The organism is Streptomyces sp. NPDC047043, from assembly GCF_040644055.1.
In the GTDB taxonomy this organism is placed as follows: domain Bacteria; phylum Actinomycetota; class Actinomycetes; order Streptomycetales; family Streptomycetaceae; genus Streptomyces.
In genome coordinates this window covers 62280-81531 of record NZ_JBEYVO010000026.1, presented here as the reverse complement: position 1 = coordinate 81531, position 19252 = coordinate 62280, and the positions used below count along the sequence as shown (strand labels likewise).

18 protein-coding genes and 2 pseudogenes are annotated in these 19252 nt (G+C 71.0%); 15 read left to right on the top strand and 5 right to left on the bottom strand.

Features of this window, described 5'->3' with window-relative positions; translation table 11 throughout:
- The first annotated feature begins 172 nt into the window (after window positions 1-172).
- From ABZ880_RS35275 to ABZ880_RS35255, 5 genes are all read left to right on the top strand, one after another.
- Window positions 173-1489 carry a sugar ABC transporter substrate-binding protein gene (locus ABZ880_RS35275; RefSeq protein ID WP_361271517.1) on the top strand — a complete coding sequence of 439 codons (1317 nt, stop codon included), beginning with the start codon at window positions 173-175 and terminating at the stop codon, window positions 1487-1489.
- A gap of 5 nt (window positions 1490-1494) precedes the next feature.
- Window positions 1495-2499 carry a sugar ABC transporter permease gene (locus ABZ880_RS35270; RefSeq protein WP_361271514.1) on the top strand — a complete coding sequence of 335 codons (1005 nt, stop codon included), beginning with the start codon at window positions 1495-1497 and terminating at the stop codon, window positions 2497-2499.
- Between the two features lie 7 nt (window positions 2500-2506).
- Entirely contained in the window at window positions 2507-3346 is an 840-nt protein-coding gene (locus ABZ880_RS35265) for a carbohydrate ABC transporter permease (protein WP_361271737.1), read from the top strand.
- A gap of 53 nt (window positions 3347-3399) precedes the next feature.
- Window positions 3400-4764, top strand: a complete 1365-nt coding sequence (locus ABZ880_RS35260) for a GH1 family beta-glucosidase (protein WP_361271512.1) — start codon at window positions 3400-3402, stop codon at window positions 4762-4764.
- Window positions 4765-4939: 175 nt separating this feature from the next.
- On the top strand, window positions 4940-5377 hold the full coding sequence (locus ABZ880_RS35255; RefSeq protein WP_361271508.1) for a GNAT family N-acetyltransferase: 438 nt from the start codon (window positions 4940-4942) through the stop codon (window positions 5375-5377).
- Between the two features lie 125 nt (window positions 5378-5502).
- Here the strand turns inward: ABZ880_RS35255 and ABZ880_RS35250 are convergent, their stop codons facing one another.
- Window positions 5503-6279 (bottom strand): CDP-alcohol phosphatidyltransferase family protein, encoded by a 777-nt coding sequence (locus tag ABZ880_RS35250; protein ID WP_361271505.1) that lies wholly within the window; start codon window positions 6277-6279, stop codon window positions 5503-5505.
- Window positions 6280-6387: 108 nt separating this feature from the next.
- Between ABZ880_RS35250 and ABZ880_RS35245 the strand changes: the two genes are divergently transcribed.
- The 5 genes and pseudogenes from ABZ880_RS35245 to ABZ880_RS35225 all read left to right on the top strand — a co-directional run.
- Complete coding sequence (locus tag ABZ880_RS35245; protein WP_361271502.1) at window positions 6388-7371, top strand: zinc-binding alcohol dehydrogenase; 984 nt, start codon at window positions 6388-6390, stop codon at window positions 7369-7371.
- A gap of 165 nt (window positions 7372-7536) precedes the next feature.
- Window positions 7537-7935, top strand: coding sequence for a 6-carboxytetrahydropterin synthase (locus tag ABZ880_RS35240; RefSeq protein WP_361271499.1), 399 nt, complete (start codon window positions 7537-7539; stop codon window positions 7933-7935).
- A 5-nt stretch (window positions 7936-7940) separates the two neighbouring features.
- Window positions 7941-9143 carry a glycosyltransferase family 4 protein gene (locus ABZ880_RS35235; RefSeq protein ID WP_361271735.1) on the top strand — a complete coding sequence of 401 codons (1203 nt, stop codon included), beginning with the start codon at window positions 7941-7943 and terminating at the stop codon, window positions 9141-9143.
- Window positions 9140-10123, top strand: a complete 984-nt coding sequence (locus ABZ880_RS35230) for a class I SAM-dependent methyltransferase (protein ID WP_361271497.1) — start codon at window positions 9140-9142, stop codon at window positions 10121-10123. Before ABZ880_RS35235 ends, ABZ880_RS35230 begins: the two co-directional genes overlap by 4 nt.
- Window positions 10120-11175 (top strand): annotated as a pseudogene (locus tag ABZ880_RS35225) (lysylphosphatidylglycerol synthase transmembrane domain-containing protein); the annotation flags it as partial. The gene ABZ880_RS35230 and the pseudogene ABZ880_RS35225, both read left to right, overlap by 4 nt.
- Window positions 11176-11318: 143 nt before the next feature.
- On the opposite strand, the gene ABZ880_RS35220 reads toward ABZ880_RS35225, so the two are convergent.
- The gene (locus tag ABZ880_RS35220) at window positions 11319-12083 is read right to left on the bottom strand and encodes a creatininase family protein (protein WP_361271494.1); all 765 of its coding nucleotides are present in this window, start codon (window positions 12081-12083) and stop codon (window positions 11319-11321) included.
- Window positions 12084-12121: 38 nt separating this feature from the next.
- Here ABZ880_RS35220 and ribA point away from each other — a divergent pair, with 38 nt between their 5' ends.
- The 4 genes and pseudogenes from ribA to ABZ880_RS35200 all read left to right on the top strand — a co-directional run bounded on the left by ribA (window position 12122) and on the right by ABZ880_RS35200 (window position 15126).
- Window positions 12122-12781, top strand: coding sequence for a GTP cyclohydrolase II (ribA, locus tag ABZ880_RS35215; protein WP_361271492.1), 660 nt, complete (start codon window positions 12122-12124; stop codon window positions 12779-12781).
- Between the two features lie 6 nt (window positions 12782-12787).
- Window positions 12788-12921 (top strand): annotated as a pseudogene (locus tag ABZ880_RS35210) (sarcosine oxidase subunit beta); the annotation flags it as partial.
- Complete coding sequence (locus ABZ880_RS35205) at window positions 12918-13979, top strand: saccharopine dehydrogenase (RefSeq protein ID WP_361271489.1); 1062 nt, start codon at window positions 12918-12920, stop codon at window positions 13977-13979. The pseudogene ABZ880_RS35210 and the gene ABZ880_RS35205, both read left to right, overlap by 4 nt.
- Window positions 13972-15126, top strand: a complete 1155-nt coding sequence (locus tag ABZ880_RS35200) for a saccharopine dehydrogenase family protein (protein WP_361271487.1) — start codon at window positions 13972-13974, stop codon at window positions 15124-15126. The genes ABZ880_RS35205 and ABZ880_RS35200 overlap by 8 nt, the downstream gene beginning before the upstream one ends.
- A gap of 210 nt (window positions 15127-15336) precedes the next feature.
- Here the strand turns inward: ABZ880_RS35200 and ABZ880_RS35195 are convergent, their stop codons facing one another.
- From ABZ880_RS35195 to ABZ880_RS35185, 3 genes are all read right to left on the bottom strand, one after another.
- Window positions 15337-16563, bottom strand: a complete 1227-nt coding sequence (locus tag ABZ880_RS35195; protein WP_361271484.1) for a serine hydrolase domain-containing protein — start codon at window positions 16561-16563, stop codon at window positions 15337-15339.
- Between the two features lie 67 nt (window positions 16564-16630).
- Window positions 16631-18004, bottom strand: a complete 1374-nt coding sequence (locus ABZ880_RS35190; RefSeq protein ID WP_361271481.1) for an MFS transporter — start codon at window positions 18002-18004, stop codon at window positions 16631-16633.
- On the bottom strand, window positions 18001-18582 hold the full coding sequence (locus ABZ880_RS35185) for a TetR/AcrR family transcriptional regulator (protein WP_361271478.1): 582 nt from the start codon (window positions 18580-18582) through the stop codon (window positions 18001-18003). Before ABZ880_RS35185 ends, ABZ880_RS35190 begins: the two co-directional genes overlap by 4 nt.
- A gap of 116 nt (window positions 18583-18698) precedes the next feature.
- Between ABZ880_RS35185 and ABZ880_RS35180 the strand changes: the two genes are divergently transcribed.
- Complete coding sequence (locus ABZ880_RS35180) at window positions 18699-19136, top strand: PPOX class F420-dependent oxidoreductase (protein WP_361271476.1); 438 nt, start codon at window positions 18699-18701, stop codon at window positions 19134-19136.
- The last annotated feature ends 116 nt before the right edge of the window (window positions 19137-19252 follow it).

Sequence of the window (19252 nt, the reverse complement as noted above, 5' to 3'; positions counted from 1 at the left end):
TTGGGAGCGCTCTCTCGCCGGTGAATGCTTCAACTGCCCGAACGAGTGCGTCAAGAGGTGCGACCGGAGTTCTCCAAGCGGTGCCGCACCCCTTGACGGGCCCATCTCTTGAGGTTTAACTCACGTCCTAAATTAAGCCATGAGTGCAATCCCTGAAGGGACACCGGGAGCCATGCGCAGCATCCGAGCCGCGGCCGTAGGCGCCGTCACCGTGTCACTCGCCCTTGCCGCCTCGGCCTGTGGAGGCGGTTCGTCCAGCGGAGGCGGGTCGAACGACTCGCCCAAGACCCTCACCTACTGGGCCTCCAACCAGGGCGCGAGCATCGCCGTCGACAAGAAGGTCCTGCAGCCCGAGCTCGACAAGTTCGAGAAGCAGACGGGGATCAAGGTGAAGCTGGAGGTGGTCCCCTGGTCGGATCTGCTCAACCGGATCCTCACCGCGACCACCTCGGGCCAGGGCCCCGACGTCCTGAACATCGGCAACACCTGGAGCGCCTCGCTGCAGGCCACCGGCGCGCTGCTGCCCTGGGACGCCAAGAACTTCGCCAAGATCGACGGCAAGGAGCGCTTCGTCGACTCGGCGCTGGGTTCGACGGGCGCCGAGGGCAAGGACCCGGCCGCCGTACCGCTGTACTCGATGGCCTACGCCCTCTACTACAACAAGGAGATCTTCGCCGACGCCGGCATCACCAAGCCCCCGGCCACCTGGGACGAGTTGATCGCCGACGGCAAGAAGATCAAGGCGAAGGGCAAGTCGCCGCTGGGCGCCGAGGGTTCGAACCTGTCGGAGAACATCCACCACGTCTTCGTCTTCGCCAAGCAGCACGGCGCCGACTTCTTCACCCCGGACGGCAAGGCCGACTTCACGAGCGACGGCGTGGTCACCGCGGTCAAGCAGTACGTCGACCTGATGGCCAAGGACAAGGTCATCCCGACCGGGGACGCCGAGTACGCGCAGAACCAGTCCGTCAGCGATTTCGCCAAGGGCAAGCAGGCGATGTTGCTGTGGCAGTCGGCGTCCGCCAACCTCAAGTCACAGGGCATGAGCGAGAGTTCGTACGGCATCGCGCCGGTGCCCGTGCAGTCCGGCACCCCGGGCACCGGCACCCAGATCAACTCGATGGTCGCCGGCATCAACCTCGCCGTCTTCAAGAACACCGACAACCTCGACGGCGCCACGAAGTTCGTGAAGTTCATGACCAGCGATGCCGAGCAGAAGATCCTCAACACGGCGTACAGCTCGATCCCGCCGGTCAAGGCCGCGCAGGGTGAGGCCGCCTTCAACTCCCCCTCGAACTCCGTCCTCAAGGACACCCTCGCCAAGAGCGCCGCCGCGCTGCCGCAGGTCGCCGACGAGTCGCAGTTCGAGACGGCGGTCGGTACGGCGGTCAAGGACCTGTTCGCCGACGTGGCGGCCGGGCGCGCGGTCACCACCGAGTCGGTGAAGGCGAAGCTCGAGAAGGCCCAGCAGCAGATGCCGGCGAAGTGAGCCCGATGACGACCACCGCCCTCAAGGAGCCTTCGGTGCGGGGGAGTTCGTCCGGGGCGGCGGCGCGCGAACCGCGTCGCCGCCGCCCGGGCCGGATCCGCCGTATCGGACTCCCGTACCTGCTCCTCCTGCCCGCCCTCCTCCTCGAACTCCTCGTCCACCTGGTGCCGATGGTCATCGGCATCGTGATGAGCTTCAAGGAGCTCACGCAGTTCTACATCCGCGACTGGGGCACCGCGCCCTGGTCCGGCCTCGGCAACTACAAGGTGTCGGTGGACTTCGACGCGCCCGTCGGCGAGGCCCTGCTGCACTCCTTCTTCGTCACCGTCGGCTTCACGCTGCTCTCGGTCGGCCTGTGCTGGCTGATCGGCACGACAGCGGCGATCTACATGCAGGACACGTTCGCCGGCCGCGGTCTGCTGCGGGCGCTGTTCCTGGTGCCGTACGCACTGCCGGTCTACGCGGCCGTCATCACCTGGGTGTTCATGTTCCAGCACGACAACGGCCTGGTGAACCACGTCCTGCACGACCAGCTCCACCTCACCGACAAGCCGTCGTTCTGGCTGATCGGCGACAACAGCTTCTACGCGCTGCTGGTCGTATCGGTGTGGAAGGGCTGGCCGTTCGCCTTCCTCATCGTGATGGCCGGGCTGCAGAACATCCCGCGCGAGCTGTACGAGGCGGCGGCGCTGGACGGCGCAGGGATGTGGCAGCAGATCCGCCGCATCACCCTGCCGTCACTGCGTCCCGTCAACCAAGTCCTGGTCCTGGTGCTGTTCTTGTGGACCTTCAACGATTTCAACACGCCCTACGTCCTGTTCGGCAAGGCCGCGCCCGAGGCCGCGGACCTCATCTCGGTGCACATCTACCAGGCGTCCTTCGTGACGTGGAACTTCGGCACCGGCTCCGCGATGTCCGTGCTCCTGCTGCTGTTCCTGCTGGTGGTGACGGGCGTGTATCTGGTGCTCACCTCAAGGGGATCACGCGGACGGAGGGCTGCCGATGCCTGAGTCACCGATGGCACCGCCGAGTTCGTTCCTCTGGTCCCGGCGGGTCTTCCTCACTTTGCTCACCGGCTTCGTCCTCGTACCGGTGTACGTCATGGTCTCCAGCTCGCTGAAACCGCTGGCCGACGTGACGGGCAAGTTCCGCTGGCTGCCCAGTGGTTTGACGATCCGCCCGTACATCGACATCTGGTCGACGGTCCCACTCGCCCGCTACTTCGTGAACTCGCTGATCGTGGCGGGTGCGGCGACCGTCTGCTCGGTGGTGATCGCGGTGTTCGCGGCGTACGCCGTCAGCCGCTACAACTTCCGCGGCAAGCGGGTCTTCACGGTCACCGTCCTGTCCACGCAGATGTTTCCCGGCATCCTCTTCCTCCTCCCCCTCTTCCTCATCTACGTCAACATCGGCAACGCCACGGGTATCGCCCTGTTCGGCTCGCGCGGCGGCCTGATCCTGACGTATCTCACCTTCTCGCTGCCGTTCTCGATCTGGATGCTGATCGGCTACTTCGACTCGGTGCCGCGCGATCTGGACGAGGCGGCACTGGTGGACGGCTGCGGACCGCTCGGGGCCCTCTTCCGTGTCGTCGTCCCGGCGGCGATCCCCGGCATCGTCGCGGTCGCCGTCTACGCCTTCATGACCGCCTGGGGCGAGGTGCTCTTCGCGTCCGTCATGACCAACGACACCACCCGCACCCTGGCCGTCGGCCTCCAGGGCTACTCCACGCTCAACGACGTGTACTGGAACCAGATCATGGCCGCCTCGCTGGTCGTCAGCGTGCCCGTGGTGGCCGGTTTCCTGCTGCTGCAGCGCTATCTGGTCGCCGGACTGACGGCGGGAGCCGTCAAGTGACCCGTCCAGTGAACCGTAGGGCAACCAACTCCGCTCATTCCGAAGGGACTTACGTGTCCGACCGCATCGACCTCGCCGCCTTCCCGCACGACTTCCTGTGGGGCACGGCCACATCGGCGTACCAGATCGAGGGAGCCGTCGCGGAGGACGGCCGCACGCCGTCGATCTGGGACACCTTCTCGCACACTCCCGGCAAGGTGGCGGGCGACGACCACGGTGACGTGGCCTGCGACCACTACCACCGCTGGCGCGAGGACATCGGCCTGATGCGCCGACTGGGCACGAACGCCTACCGGTTGTCGATCGCCTGGCCGCGGGTGATGCCGGGCGGGGACGGGCCGGTGAACCCCAAGGGCCTGGCCTTCTACGACGAGTTGATCGACGGCCTGCTGGAGGCGGGCATCGCACCGTCGGTCACCCTCTACCACTGGGACCTGCCGCAGGTCCTGCAAGACCGCGGCGGGTGGCCGGAGCGGGACACGGCCCTTGCCTGCGCCGAGTACGCCTCGACGGTCGCCGCACGCCTCGGCGACCGCGTCACCCACTGGTCCACGCTCAACGAGCCCCTGTGCTCGGCCTGGATCGGCCACCTGGAAGGCAGGATGGCCCCCGGCCTGACGGACCTGACGGCCGCCGTCCGTGCCTCGTACCACCTGTTGCTGGGGCACGGCCTGGCCGCGCAAGCGATCCGCGCCGAAGCCCCCGCCGCCCAGGTCGGCATCGTCACCAACCTCTCCACGGTGCATCCGGCCACGGACCACGAGGAGGACGTACGGGCCGCCCACCGCATGGACGGCCACGTCAACCGCTGGTGGCTGGACCCGCTGCACGGCCGCGGCTTCCCGGCCGACATGCGGGAGGTGTACGGCGTCGAACTCCCCGAGCAGGAAGGTGACTTGGCGACGATCGCCGCCCCGCTCGACTGGCTCGGCCTGAACTACTACATGCCGGCCACCGTCGCCGACGACCCCACCGGCCCCGCGCCCCGGGTCCGCTCCGTGCGCCGCCCCGACGTCCAGCGCACCGGCATGGACTGGGAGGTCGACCCGAGCGGCATCGAGACCCTGCTGCTCCGCCTCACCGAGGAGTACGGCGCGCGGCGTCTGTACGTGACGGAGAACGGCTCGTCCTACCCGGACGTCGTACGCCCGGACGGCACGGTGAACGACCCGGAACGCCAGGACTACCTGGAACGCCACCTAGCCGCCTGCGCCTCGGCCGCCCGCAAGGGCGCCCCGCTGGCTGGCTACTTCGCCTGGTCGCTCCTGGACAACTTCGAGTGGGCGTACGGCTACGACAAGCGGTTCGGGCTGGTGCACGTGGACTATGGGACGCAGGTGCGGACCGTCAAGGGGAGTGGGTATCGGTACGCGGAGATCGTCCGCGCCCACCGCGGCCAGGCAAGCCGGGCCGCCTGAGTCCGGCCCGGACGCCCGGTGGGGCGAGCGGGAGCTCGCCCCACCGGCTCGCTTCCGCTGGTGGCAAATATGAGGTCGACTTCGCCTGTCTGTTGGACGACGTGCCATCCAGGGAGCGCCTCGCTGCGCTGACGGACGGGTACATCCCTGCTTTCGCGCCGATAGGGTCGCCGCCATGAAGATCGAGATGGAGATCGCCCGGGAAGCGGACCAGGAACTCGTCGACGCCTTCGGCCGGCTGCTGCCGCAGCTGTCGCGGTCCGCGAAGCCGCTCCACGCCGACGCGGTCGGCCGCATCCTGGCCTGCGACGCCAACACGGTGCTGGTCGCGCGGGCCGACCGCGAGATCGTCGGCACCCTGACCCTGGCGATGTTCCCACTGCCGTCCGGACTGCGGGCCCGCATCGAGGACGTGGTCGTGGACGGCGCGGCACGCGGTCACGGGATCGCCGGCCTGCTGATGGAGGAGGCCCTGCGCATCGCCCGGGAGGCCGGAGCACGGACCGTCGACCTCACGTCCCGACCGGACCGGGAGGCGGCGAACCGGCTGTACGAGCGGTTGGGTTTCCAGTCGAGGGAGTCGAGGGTGTACCGGTTTCCGCTCGACGGGTGACCGGTGTTCCGGACGCCAAGGTGTCCCCGCAGTACGAGTGCCCGTGCCTTCTGGACGCCCCCGTCTTCCGCTGCATGACCGTCCGCTCAGGACACCCCGTCCCCCGCCGCAGACATGACCTCCGCTCAGGAAGCCACCGCTTCCCGCTCCGCCGCCAGTTCCAGCATCTCCTCGACCTCCTCGTCCCGGACCCGTGACGTCCGGCGCAGCCACAGGACGTCTCGGCCGAAGGACCAGGTCAGGGAGGTCAGGGCCACCACGACGACGGCGAAGGACGCCAGGTGGGGGAGGTAGCCCGAGGCTGCCAGGAGGAGGCAGATGCCCTGCATCGCGGCCACCGTCTTGCGGGCCATGCTGGGCGGGAGCGAGGCGTTCAGCCAGGGGTAGACGCGGGCCGCCGCCACGAAGGCGTAGCGCATGGCGCCGATCAGCAGGACCCAGGGGCCGAACTCCATGGAGACGTACACGCTGAGCACCAGGATCAGGAACGCGTCGACCTCCATGTCGAAGCGCGCGCCCAGCGGGGTGGACGTGCCGGTCGCCCGGGCCACCTTGCCGTCCACGCCGTCCAGGATCAGGGCCACGGCCGTCAGGCCGACGAAGACGGTGACCGGGGGTGAGCTCTCGAAGGAGTCCGCGACCAGGGCCGTCACACCGCCCACCAGCGTCGCCCGGCCGAGGGTCACCCGGTTGGCCGGGCCGAAGGAGCGCGGCCGGGTGCGGTGCAGTGCCCGCGAGAGCACCGCCCACGTGGCGACGGCAAAGGCGAGGCCGGTCAGCCAGCCCGCCGGCCCCAAGCCGATCGCCGTGCCGAGCAGGGCCAGCAACAGGATCTGAACGCCCGCTCCCACAGCGGTCTCCTGCTGGACCAGCCTTGCTTCGTAAGTGTTGTTCAGGGCCACCGCACACCCTCCGGCCGTATGACAGAGTCGATCAACGCCGCGCACTGTGCGCAGCCTGTGCACACCTCGGTACGTGAACAACTTCCAGATGGTTCAGGAGGAGGCCAGATGAACCACATCGCACGCGCGTTCTGGCTCAGTCGTCCGGGTCTGGGCGAGATCCGGGACGCCCAGCTGCCGGAACCCGCCGAGGGCGAGGTGCTGGTGCGCTCGCTCTTCTCCGGAGTGAGCCGGGGCACCGAGACGCTCGTCTTCCGGGGCGGGGTGCCCGAGAGCCAGCACGCGGCCATGCGGGCGCCCTACCAGGAGGGCGAGTTCCCCGCACCCGTGAAGTACGGCTACCTCAATGTGGGGGTGGTGGAGGAGGGGCCCGAGGAGCTGGTGGGGCGGACGGTTTTCTGTCTGTATCCGCATCAGACGCGGTACGTCGTCCCCGCCTCCGCCGTCACGGTCGTACCGGACACCATCCCCGCCGAGCGCGCCATTCTCGCCGGTACCGTCGAGACCGCCGTCAACGCCCTGTGGGACGCCGCGCCGCTGGTCGGCGACCGGATCGCCGTGGTCGGCGGCGGCATGGTCGGCTGCTCCGTGGCCGCTCTGCTGGCCCGCTTTCCGGGCGTACGTATCCAGTTGGTGGACGCCGATCCCGGCCGGGCCAAGGTTGCCCAGGCCCTCGGCGTCGACTTCGCGCTGCCCGAGGACGCCCTCGGCGAGCGCGACCTCGTCGTGCACGCGAGCGCCACCGAGCAGGGCCTCGCCCGGTCCCTGGAACTGCTCACCGCCGAGGGCACCGTCCTCGAACTGAGCTGGTACGGCGACCGGAAGGTCAGCCTCCCGCTCGGCGAGGCCTTCCACTCCCGGCGGCTGGTGATCCGCAGCAGCCAGGTCGGCACCGTCTCCCCGGCGCGCCGCTCCAGCCGTACGTACGCCGACCGGCTCGCCCTCGCCCTCGACCTGCTCGCCGACCCGGCCCTCGACGCCCTCGTCACCGGCGAGTGCGCCTTCGACGAACTGCCGGACGTCATGCCGCGCCTGGCTTCGGGGGAGATTCCGGCGCTGTGTCACCGGGTGCGGTACGCGGACACAGACTGACGGAGTCGTTCAATTGGGGACGACTTTCGGGAGGGCAAGGCCGCCTGACCTGAGAAAAGAGTGAGACTCGGTTGAACGCGGGAAACCGCAGAGCCGTATTACAAGGGCATCCCCCGGCGGCCAACGGCCGGGGGACCAGACGCGCCGCACCTGGAGGGTCGTCCGTTGTTCAGTGTCACCGTCCGCGATCACATCATGATCGCCCACAGCTTCCGCGGCGAGGTCTTCGGACCCGCGCAGCGCCTGCACGGAGCGACGTTCCTGGTGGACGCCACCTTCCGGCGCGAGCAGCTGGACGACGACAACATCGTCGTCGACATCGGACTGGCCACCCAGGAACTCGGCGCGGTCGTCAGCGAGCTGAACTACAGAAATCTCGACAGCGAGCCCGACTTCGCCGGAATCAACACCTCCACGGAGTTCCTGGCCAAGGTCATCGCCGACCGGCTCGCCGAGCGGATCGAGAAGGGCGCCATGGGCGAGGGCGCCAAGGGCATCGCGGGGATCTCCGTGACCCTGCACGAGTCGCACGTCGCCTGGGCGAGTTACGAGCGTGCCCTGTGACCGACGTGACCTTGGAGAAGGTGAACCAGCAGCTGGGGAAGGTGGAGCGGTCGGCGCTCGGCTATGTGCCGGTGCAGCACTCCGCCCTGAAGAACGCCGAGATCATTCCCATGTCCCTGCGCTCCGTGCACTTCGTCATGCCGGGCGGTGTCGACGACCCGGCCGCGCCGAGCGGCGGCAACGCCTATGACCGGCGCGTGAGTCTGGATCTGCCCGGCTTCGGCTGGCAGGTCCACAAGCACGCCGTGGCCGGCGAGTGGCCCCGGCCGGGAGTCGCCGCCCGTGCCGAACTCGCCCGTACGCTGCGGGAGTTCCCGGACGGGACGGTCGTCCTGCTGGACGGGATCGTCGCCTGCGGCGTCCCCGAGATCGTCGTACCGGAGACGGAGCGGCTGAACCTCGCCGTTCTCGTGCACCTCCCGCTCGGCGACGAGACGGGCCTCGAGCCCGCCGTGGCCGCCGAGTTGGACGCCAAGGAGCGCGACGTGCTGCGGGCCGTGCCCGCGGTCGTCGCCACCAGCGACTGGGCGGTACGACGCCTCGTCGCGCACCACGGTCTCGCGCCCGAGCGGGTCCATGTCGCCGCCCCCGGCGCCGACATCGCGCCCCTCGCCTCAGGCACCGACGGTGTCTCCCGGCTGCTGTGCGTTGCCGCGGTGACCCCGCGCAAGGGCCAGCACCGGCTGGTGCAGGCGCTGGCCGCGGCGGCCGACCTGCCGTGGAGCTGCGTGTGCGTCGGCGGCCTCAATCAGGACCCCGAGTACGTCGCCCATCTGCGGCTGCTGATCGCGGAGCACGGCCTCGAGGACCGCATCCACCTCGCGGGCCCCCAGGCCGGCGCCGCACTCGACGCCAGCTACAACACCGCCGACCTGATGGTCCTCACCTCGTACGCGGAGACGTACGGCATGGCGGTCACGGAGGCCCTGGCGCGCGGGATCCCGGTGCTCGCGACCGATGTCGGCGGGCTGCCCGAGGCGGTCGGACGCGCCCCCGACGGCGGTGTCCCCGGCATCCTCGTCCCGCCGGAGGACCCCGCCGCGCTCGCCGCCGAACTGCGCGGCTGGTTCGGCGAGGCCGACGTACGACGCCGGCTCAAGTCAGCCGCCCGGGGCCGACGGGCCGCCCTGGACGGCTGGGCGACCACGGCCCGAAGCCTCGCCGGAGTACTGGGCCGGCTGCCGAGCGAACCCAGGAGGGCGGCATGAACAGGACGGCACAGATCGACGGGAAGATCCCGGCGCAGCCCGGGCCGAGGGACGAGTCCGAGGCGATGGACTCCGTGATCCCCGGCGCCGGCCCCGCCTCCCGCCCCGGCGAGCGCGCCACCGTACGGCTGCGGGAGGACGGGCCGGAGGAGCCGCCACGTTACGCCCCCGAGTGGCTGGAGCTGCGCGAGCCCGCCGACGCGGCGGCGCGGGCGCACGACCTGCTGGACCCGCTGCGGATCCGGCTGGCCAACCTGCCGGGCAAGGCCGGCCTGGTCATCCACGACCTGGGCTGCGGCACCGGCTCGATGGGCCGCTGGCTGGCCCCCCGCCTGGACGGCCCCCAGCACTGGATCCTGCACGACCGCGACCCCTACCTGCTGCACTTCGCAGCCGTGGCCTCCCCGCGCTCCGCCGCCGACGGCAGCCGGGTCACCGTCGAGACGCGGCGCGGCGACGTCGCCCGGCTCACCCCGGACGCCCTCGCCGGCGCCTCGCTGGTCACGGCCTCCGCGCTGCTCGACGTGCTCACCCGCGAGGAGATCGACACCCTCGCCGCCGCCTGCACCGGAGCCGGCTGCCCGGCGCTGCTGACGCTCTCGGTGGCCGGACGCGTCGAGCTCACCCCGTCCGACCCGATGGACGCGGAGATCGCCGAGGCGTTCAACGAGCACCAGCGTCGCGGCGGCCTCCTCGGCCCGGACGCGATCACGGTCGCCTGCGAGGCCTTCTCCGAGCGGGGCGCGACCGTACGGGTCAACCCGAGCGCCTGGCGGCTCGGCCCCGGCGAGGCCGCACTGACGGCCCAGTGGCTGCGCGGCTGGGTCGGCGCGGCCGTCGAACAGCGCCCCGAGCTGAAGCAGCGTGCAGAACGGTATCTGCAGGACCGCCTGGCCGCCTGCGAGGCCGGCGAGCTGCACGTCGTGATCCACCACAGCGACCTGCTGGCGCTGTCCCGGCCGACGGGCGGGGCGTCATGAGCGTGGAGACGGTGGAAGCACACGTGGCACTGCGCGAGCCACGCGGCGGGTTGCTCGGCGGCACGGTGTCCGTGGCGCCGGCGGGTACGGCTGTCCGGGCGAGGGTCGGCGTCGCCGCCGTCCCGCCCGCCGGACCGGCCGTCTCCAAGGACCGTATCGGCGTGATCGTCCCCTCCTCCCGGACCGGGGACACGGCCGGCCGGTCGTGGTGGCGCGGTCTCCTGAGCATCCTCAACTCCCGTGCCGTACGCACCCACTTCGGCACGGTCGCCGGAGTCGTCATCCTCGGCGCGCTGCTGTGGAAGCTCGGCACCGGCGTACTTCTCGACGGGCTGCGGCGGATCGACGCGACGACCCTGCTGGTGGCTCTCGTGATCGGGGTCGCCACCACGGTGCTCAGCGCCTGGCGCTGGGCCCTGGTGGCCCGCGGGCTGAAGATCCGGCTGCCGCTGGGCGCCGCCGTCGCCGACTACTACCGGGCGCTGTTCCTCAACGCCGCCCTGCCCGGCGGCGTCCTCGGCGATGTGCACCGGGCCGTACGGCACGGGCAGAGCGCCGGTGACATGGGCCGCGGGGTGCGCTCGGTCGTGCTCGAACGGGTCGCCGGGCAGATCGCGTTGACCGTCGTGGGCGCGGCCGTGCTGCTGACCATGCCGTCTCCGGTGCTGAGCGAGGTCCGGCACTTCGCCCCGCTGGTCGCGCTCGCCGCGGTCGGCGCGCTCGCCGTCCTCGTCGCGCTGCGGATGAACCGGGCGGCGCCGTCCCGTCGCGGGCAGGCCCTGCGCGCGACGCTCGCCGAGGCCCGCGAGGGGCTCTTCTCGCGCCGCAACTGGCCGGGAGTCACCCTCTCGTCCCTGCTCATCCTCGCCGGTCACATCGGGATGTTCGTGCTCGCCGCCCGGGTCGCGGGCTCGGGCGCGTCCGTCGCCGTACTGGTACCGCTGTCGGTGCTGGCGCTGGTCGCCATGGGGCTGCCGCTGAACGTCGGCGGCTTCGGACCCCGGGAGGGCGTCGCCGCCTGGGCGTTCGCGGCGGCCGGACTGGGGGCGGACAGCGGGGTGGCCGTCGCCGTCGTGTACGGCGTGCTCAGCTTCGTGGCCGCCCTGCCGGGCGCCGTGGTCCTGGTCGCCCGCTGGTACACCGGTCTGCGCGCCGGTTCCGGGACGGCCGAAGCAGCCCCGGAACCGGGCGGCGACTATGCGCGTCCGTCAGTTGAGGTGAGCAGCGAGAAATATGCTCCGAAGGAATCCGCCAGGCTCGCGAGCAGTTCCTTCCCCTTTTCCGCGGAGCCCAGCGAAGGGCGTCCGATGACGCCCGAATCGGTATAGCCGGACATACCGAGGGTGAGCAGATGACGCCGGTCGTCCGCGACGAAATCGGAGGTCTCATAACCGGGCCGGAGCAATTCGGGGTGAGCGTGCAGAAGGATGGAGGTCTCGATTTCTCCCGCGTGCATGTCGGTCAGCAGCGAGGTGGCCACCCCCGCCCGCCGCAGCGCCTCCTCCCAGTCCTCCGCGGCCGGGAACAGCGCCATTCGCTCGCCGCGGGCGGAGGATTCCTGAACGACGTTGCCCAGTACGTAGTTTCCGCCGTGTCCGTTGACCACCACCAGGGCGTCGACGCCGGAGCGGCGGAGCGAGGCCGCGATGTCCGACACCACCGCATGAAGGGTCACCGAGGAGATGCTGACGGTACCGGCCCAGGCCGCGTGCTCGTGCGAGCAGGAGATCGTCACCGGCGGAAGGAGATGCACCGGGTACGCAGCGGCGATCTCCCGGGCCACGGCACAGGCGACGAGCGTGTCGGTCGCCAGCGGAAGGAACGGACCGTGCTGTTCGAAGCTCCCCACCGGAAGGACGGCGACCTGCGTTGAGACACCCGCCGCCCTGGTCCGTACCTCTTCCGTAGTGTCCGCCGGCACCAGCCCGCCTGCCGCCGTACGCGCGCCCGAACCACTCATTTCTTCACGGCCTTTCGTCTCTGCTTAGGAACCAGATCATGACAGAAAAAATTGGTGTACTCGGCAAGAAGTCCCCGCAGCGCACGGGTGTGGAACAGATCGTGAATGCCCCGCTGCCCACGGTGTACGGGCAATTCCGGGCAGTGGGCTATATGGATCACGACCGCGGGGATGAACAAGTGGCCCTGGTCCACGGCGAGATCGGCACGGACGATGTCCTGACCCGGCTGCATTCCGAGTGCCTGACCGGTGACGCGTTCGGCTCCCAGCACTGCGAGTGCGGCGACCAGCTCGCCTCCGCGCTGAAGGCCGTCGTCGCCGAAGGCAGCGGCATAGTCGTCTACTTGAGGGGCCACGAGGGGCGCGGCATCGGTCTGCTCGCCAAGCTGCGGGCGATGGCGCTGCAGGCGGAGGGCCTGGACACCGTGGAGGCGAACCTCGCGCTCGGGCTGCCGGTGGACGCCCGCGACTACGGTGTCGCCGCCAAGATCCTCCAGGACCTGGGCGTGAACTCGGTGCGGCTGATGTCCAACAACCCGCGCAAGCGTGAGGCGCTCGTACGGCACGGCATCCAAGTCGCCGAGACCGTACCGCTGTTGATCCCGCCGTGCGAGAGCAACATCACCTACCTGCGCACCAAGCGGGAGCGCCTCGACCATGTCCTGCCGCACCTGGACGCGGTGGCGCACCTGTCCTGAGCACGGGAGGGGCCGGGGCTGGCCGTCGGCGAGGTGATCCGCGACCCGTGCCCGGGCCGCGTACCCTTCGTGGACGTCAGCCCCATGAACGTCGGCCGTTTCGCGGCCGGCGCCCGCGCCCGGAGGCCCACCTCGTATGACAGAGCTCCACCTGTGGCTGCGCCACGAGGTCCGCAGCACCGAACGCCGCACGCCGATCGTGCCGTCCGACGCCCGGCGGCTCGTCGACAGCGGGGTCACGCTGACCGTGGAGGAGTCCCCACAGCGGATCTTCCCGATCGAGGAGTACGAGGCGGCAGGCTGCGGCGTCGCGCCCGCGGGCTCCTGGGTGTCGGCCCCCGAGGATGCCGTCGTCCTCGGCTTGAAGGAACTCCCGGACGGGCCGGGCGAACTGACGCACCGGCACATTTTCTTCGGGCACGCCTACAAGCAGCAGCCGGGAGCGGAGACCCTGCTGCGGCGCTTCGCGGCCGGGGGAGGGGCGCTGCTCGACCTGGAGTACCTGGTCGACGACCACGGCCGTCGGCTCGCCGCGTTCGGGTTCTGGGCCGGCTACCTGGGCGCCGCCCTCGCCGTGCTCCAGCAGCGCGGCAGGCTCCTCGCGCCCCTCACGCCCACGTCGAAGGAGGAGCTGGACGTCACGCTCCAACCGGCCGCCGGTGATGCCGAGTTCACGGCCCTGGTGATCGGCGCCCTGGGCCGCAGCGGCCGCGGAGCACGCGTCGCCTTCCACACCGCGGGGATCGAGCCCACCTGCTGGGATCTCGCCGAGACCCGCGACCTGGACCGCCCGGCCCTGCTCGCCCACGACGTGATGGTCAACGCCGTCCTCGCCACCACCCCGGTCCCGCCCTTCGTCCGCGAGGAGGACCTCGACGACCCCGCCCGTCGTCTGCGCACCCTGTGCGACGTCACCTGCGACGTCGGCTCGCCCCTCAACGTCCTGCCGGTCTACGACCGCACGACCGACTGGACGGACCCGGCGCGCCGACTGCGCAAGGAACCCCCGCTCGACCTCATCGCCATCGACAACCTGCCGTCCCTGCTGCCGGCCGAGTCCAGCACCGACTTCTCGTCGGCGCTCGTGCTCCAGCTGCTGGAGTTCGGTGTCGGCGGCCCGTGGGGGCGCTGTCTCGACCGGTTCCACCAGGCCTGCCGTGAACTCGGCATCGAAGGCGGGGAGTTCCGCAATGTCTGACCGGGTTCCGGCGAGCGGCACCGTCCACTGGGTCGGCGCCGGACTGTCCACCGGCAGCGGTCTGGCCCGGCTCTGCGAGACCGCCGAGAGCGTAAGGCTGTGGCACCGCACCGAGGAGCGTGCCGCCGACACCCTCGCCCGGCTGGACCTTGCCGGACGCGCCGAGCCCCGCGCCTACACGCTCCCCGCGCTCAGCGCGGAACTGGCGCCCGGGGACGTCGTCGTGTCGATGCTGCCCGCGCCCGACCACGCCGGGATCCTGGCCGCCTGTGTCACGGCCGGCGCCCACTTCGCCTGCTCCAGCTATGTCTCGGACGCCGTACTCGAGCAGGTGCCCCAGGCCACGAAGGCCGGCCTGGTCGTCCTCACGGAGGCCGGGCTCGACCCCGGCATCGACCACCTCTTCGCCCACAGCCTCGTCGCCCGCGCCCGGGAGGCCCTCGGCGACGGCACGGCGGCCTCGTACACCTTCACCTCGTACTGCGGCGGCATCCCCGCGGTCCCGAACGACTTCAGGTACCGCTTCAGCTGGGCACCGGCCGGCGTCCTCAACGCCCTGCGCTCGCCCGCCCGTTACATCGAGGACGGCGCCGAGACCACCGCGGAGCGGCCCTGGGAGGTCACCCGGCCGCACGTCCTGGACGGCGAGACCTTCGAGGTCTACCCGAACCGCGACAGCGTCCCCTTCGTCGAGCAGTACGGGCTGCCGGCGGCCTGGCAGGCACGGTCCTTCGTGCGCGGCACCCTGCGGCTGGAGGGCTGGCTGCAGGCGTGGGACACCGTGTTCGAGGAGCTCAAGGGCGGCGACGACGCCCGGATCGCCGCCCTGGCACAGGAGTTGGCGGCCCGCTATCCGACCACGGACGCCGACCGCGACCGTGTCGTCCTCGCCGTGTCCCTGGACGTGCGCGGTGAGGAGGGGCAGAGCTGGTCGGGGAGTTACCTCCTCGACCTGGTGGGCGACGCGGAGGAGAGCGCGATGGCCCGCCTCGTCTCCCGCCCGCTCGCCCTCGGTGTCCGGCACATCCTGGACGGCTCCCTGTCGGCGGGCCTGAACCGGGCCGCCGAGACGGCGGCCCGCTCCGAGGAATGGCTGGGCGAACTGACCGAACAGGGCGTGGACTTCACCCTGACCGTCGCCCCCTAGGGCTCGTCCGGCGGATCGGGTCGGCCTCGGGAGACAGCTCTTCTTGGCCGCCCCGAGCGGGGTCATGGGGGTCCCCCCGCTCGGGCGAAGCCGAGAGTGGGGGAGAGTGACGACGACGCCGCTGGGGGTCCCCCCACGCCTTTGAGGCAGTGGGGGAGGGCGTGCCAGGGCCCGCGACGTCGGCATGATCCGCCGGACAGGCCCTGGCCCTCAGTCCGTGATCGCCTCCTGGACCAGCCGTCTGAGGTCCGGGAACAGCTTGAAGGTCTGCGGCCGCACCTGCGTCATGAACTGGACGGTCAGGTCGCGCCCGGGATCCACCCAGAAGGTCGTCGTCGCCACCCCGCTCCAGCCGTACGTGCCGAGGCCGGACGGGGCCAGGGTGCGCTCCGGGTCGACGACCACCGAGACGCCGAGGCCGAAGCCGACACCGTCGTTGCCGGGCTGGTCATGCGCCGGGCGGCTGCCGAAGGCCCGCAGGTCCACGCCGCCCGGAAGGTGGTTGCTGGTCATCAGGTCCACCGTCTCGGGGGCGAGCAGGCGCACCCCGTCGAGCTCGCCGCGACGGCGCAGCAGCTCCATGAAGCGGTGCACGTCGTGCGCGGAGGCCACCATGCCGCCGCTGCCGGACAGGAAGCGGGGCCGGCCCCGCAGCGGCAGCCCGGGGACCGGCTCGATGCTGCCGTCGTCCTTCTCGCCGTACAACTCCGAGAGCCTGGGCGCCTGTTCGTCCGTGATGCAGAAGCCCGCGTCGGTCATGCCGAGCGGGCCGAGGATCCGCTCGGCGAAGAACGTGTCGAGCGGCTGCCCGGACACGACCTCGATCACCCGGCCGAGCACATTGGTGGCCACCGAGTAGTTCCACTGCGTGCCCGGCTCGAACTGCAGCGGCAGGCTCGCGTACACGTCGACCGTCTCGGCCAGGTTCGAACCCGGCAGCACCGCCGACTCCAGACCGGCCTCGCGGTACAGGGCGTCGACCGGATGGGAGTGGTAGAAGGCGAAGGTCAGGCCCGCGGTGTGGGTCAACAGGTGCCGGACCAGGAGGGGTTGGGAGACCGGGCGGGTCCTGATCTCCGCGCCGGAGCCGCTCTCGTACACCTGCTGATCGGCGAAGGCCGGCAGGTGGGCGGCGACCGGGTCGTCCAGCGCCAGCCGGCCCTCCTCCACCAGCATCAGCGCGGCGACCGAGGTGACGGGCTTGGTCATGGAGTAGATCCGCCACAGGGTGTCGGCCTCGACGGGCTGCCCGGCCGCGACGTCCCGCATGCCGTGCGTGGTGAGGTGGGCGACGCGTCCGCCGCGGGCCACGGCCACCAGGAAGCCCGGCAGGCGTCCCTCGTCGACGTAGTGGGCGTAGTGCTGGTCGAGGCGGTCCAGCGCCTTCACGTCCAGCCCGGCCTCGCCCGGGTCGACCTCTTGTCGCAGCTGTGCCATCGCTCTCCTCCGAATGCGCTCGTCGAGGTGCGGTCCGGCAAATACCCCGCCGGACCGGCCTCAGACCTCATCGTCGCTCAGGAACCCGGTCGAGGTCCCCCGCTCGACCAGGATTGATCGTCGCGGCGGAACGTTTCGGCAGTGCGCTGCCCGCCACCGCCCCGACCGCGGCCACGGCGGCGAGGACGAGCAGCGGCAGCCCGTGCCCGTGCCCCAGCCCCAGAAGCGTGGTCGCGGCGGCCACGCCCAGCACCGGCCCGACGTTCAGCGCGGTCTGCTGCAGCCCGCCCGCCACACCCGCCGACTCCACGGCGGCCTGCCGTACGACGACATGCGTCGCCGCCACCATCACCGTGCCGAAACCAGCGCCGAGCAGCGCGAATCCGGTGCACAGCACGAGCGTGCCCGAGGCCCGGGCGAGCAGCAGGATCCCGGCGGCGAGGACGGCCATCGCCGTCACGGTCGTACGGCGGGCCCCGGCCCGGCGCAGCAACAGCGCACACACCGGCGCGGCGGTGATCATCAGTGCGGCCAGCGGCAGGCTGAGCAGGGCCATGCGCAGCGGGTCGAGGCCGAGCGTGTCCTGCAGCAGGAAGGTGGCGACGAACAGGGTGCCGTGCAGGGCCGCCGACGCGGCCACCAGCAAGCCGAGCGCCGAGCCCATGGCCGCCGAGCCGACGACGTCCGGCGGCACGAGCGGGCTCGCGGCGCGTCGTTCGTGCCGTACGAAGGCAGTGCCTGCGACGGCGACCACCGCCAGGCCGGCCGTGCTCGCCGCCGTCCACCCGCTGTCGGGCAGCGCCACGAGGGTGTGGACCAGGCAGGCCAGGGTCACCGCGAGGAGGAGCGCGCCGGGCAGGTCCAGGCGGGCGGGGGAGGGCTGCCGGGGGACGTCGCGCACGGTGAGGGCGAGCATGCCGAGGACGAGCGCCGGTACGACGTTGAGGAAGAAGACGGCCCGCCAGCCCGGCCCGGACACCAGCGCCCCGCCCAGCACCGGCCCGGCCGCGGCCGCCACCCCGATCGCACTCGTCCGCACGGCGATCGGCATCCGCAGCCGGTCCGGCGGGAACGCGGCCCGCAGCATCCCGAGCGTGGCCGGCTGCAACAGCGCTCCGAACACGCCCTGCACGATCCGCAGTCCGATCACCCAGCCGATGCCGGGCGCGAGCCCGATGCCCGCCGACGCGGTTCCGAAGCCCAACATGCCGACGCCGAAGACCCGTTGATGCCCGTACCGATCGCCGAGCCGCCCGGAGAACACCAACAGGCCCGCCACCGCGATGAGATAGCCGGTGCTGGTCCACTGCACCTGAGCGAAGGAGGCGCCCAGGTCCCGTTGCAGGGTGGGCTGCGCGACGGTGAGGACCGTGCCGTCCAGCGCGACGATCACAGCCCCGACCACGCTGCTCGCCAGCGTCAGGGCGCGGTGGCGGCTCATGCGCCGCTGCCCAGGTGCGCGTCGAGGGCCGACCGCAGCAGGGGTACGAAGTCGTCGGCGTCCGTGGCGAGTTGGAGACTGCCCCAGCCCCACAGCTGAGCGACGCCGTGCAGGTTCGCCCACAGCGCACCCGCGACGAGCCGGGCGTCCGCGTCGGGGCGGACCCGGCCGACCAGCTCCACCAGGCGGCCGAACAGCGGAAGGCTGGTGTCCCGCAGCCCCAAGTGACCGCTTTCCAGCAGGTCGTGACGGAACATCAGCTCGTACATTCCGCGGTTGGTGAGGGCGAAGTCGAGGTAGACGCGCGCCAGAGCTTCCAGCTGTTCTCGCGGGTCCGCCGTCCCGTCCCCGTCCCCGGCTGCCGCTGTCGCGCCTGCGGCCAGGTCGGTGAAGCCGCGCCGGGCGATGGCGGACAGCAGCTCCAGGTGGGTGGGGAAGTAGCGGCGGGGCGCCCCGTGCGAGACGCCCGCCCGGCGTGCGATCTCCCGCAGGGTCAGTGCCTGGACCCCTTCCCGGGCGACCAGCTCCACGCCGACCTCGACCAGCCGGTCCCGCAGACCGCTCTCCGACGCATCCATGGGCGACGTATCCATAGACACTGTCTACCAGGCTCGCGTAGACAGTGTCTACTCGAACCGACGGAGTACCGCGGCACGCGGGAATGCCGAGATCGCCCCGACGAGTTGAACCGGATATGACCCAGGACACACTGCTCGAACTGCTCTCCGACCACCGCAGCGGGGTGCTGGTCACCCTCAAGCGCGACGGCCGCCCCCAGCTGTCGAACGTCAGCCACCACTACTACCCGGACGAAGGCATCGTCCGGATCTCCGTCACGGACGACCGGGCCAAGACCCGCAACCTCCGCCGCGACCCCCGCGCCTCCTACCACGTGTCCACCCCCGACCGCCGCGCGTACACGGTCGTCGAGGGCACCGCCGAGCTCACGCCCGTCGCGAAGGACCCGCACGACGACACGGTCGAGGAACTGATCCGCCTCTACCGCGACGTCCTGGGCGAACACCCCGACTGGGACGACTACCGCGCCGCGATGGTCCGCGACGGGCGCCTGGTGGTGCGACTGAAGGTGGACCGGGCGTACGGGATCCCCAAGGGGGCCAACCGGGGGTGAATCACTGATTGACGCACTGTCACCTCCCTGTCGAGCGGTGCACCGCCACTCAAGTGATCGAGTTGCCTTGCCCGGGGAATCTTGAAGAATTACTGAGAGAGGCATCTCCCGCCGGA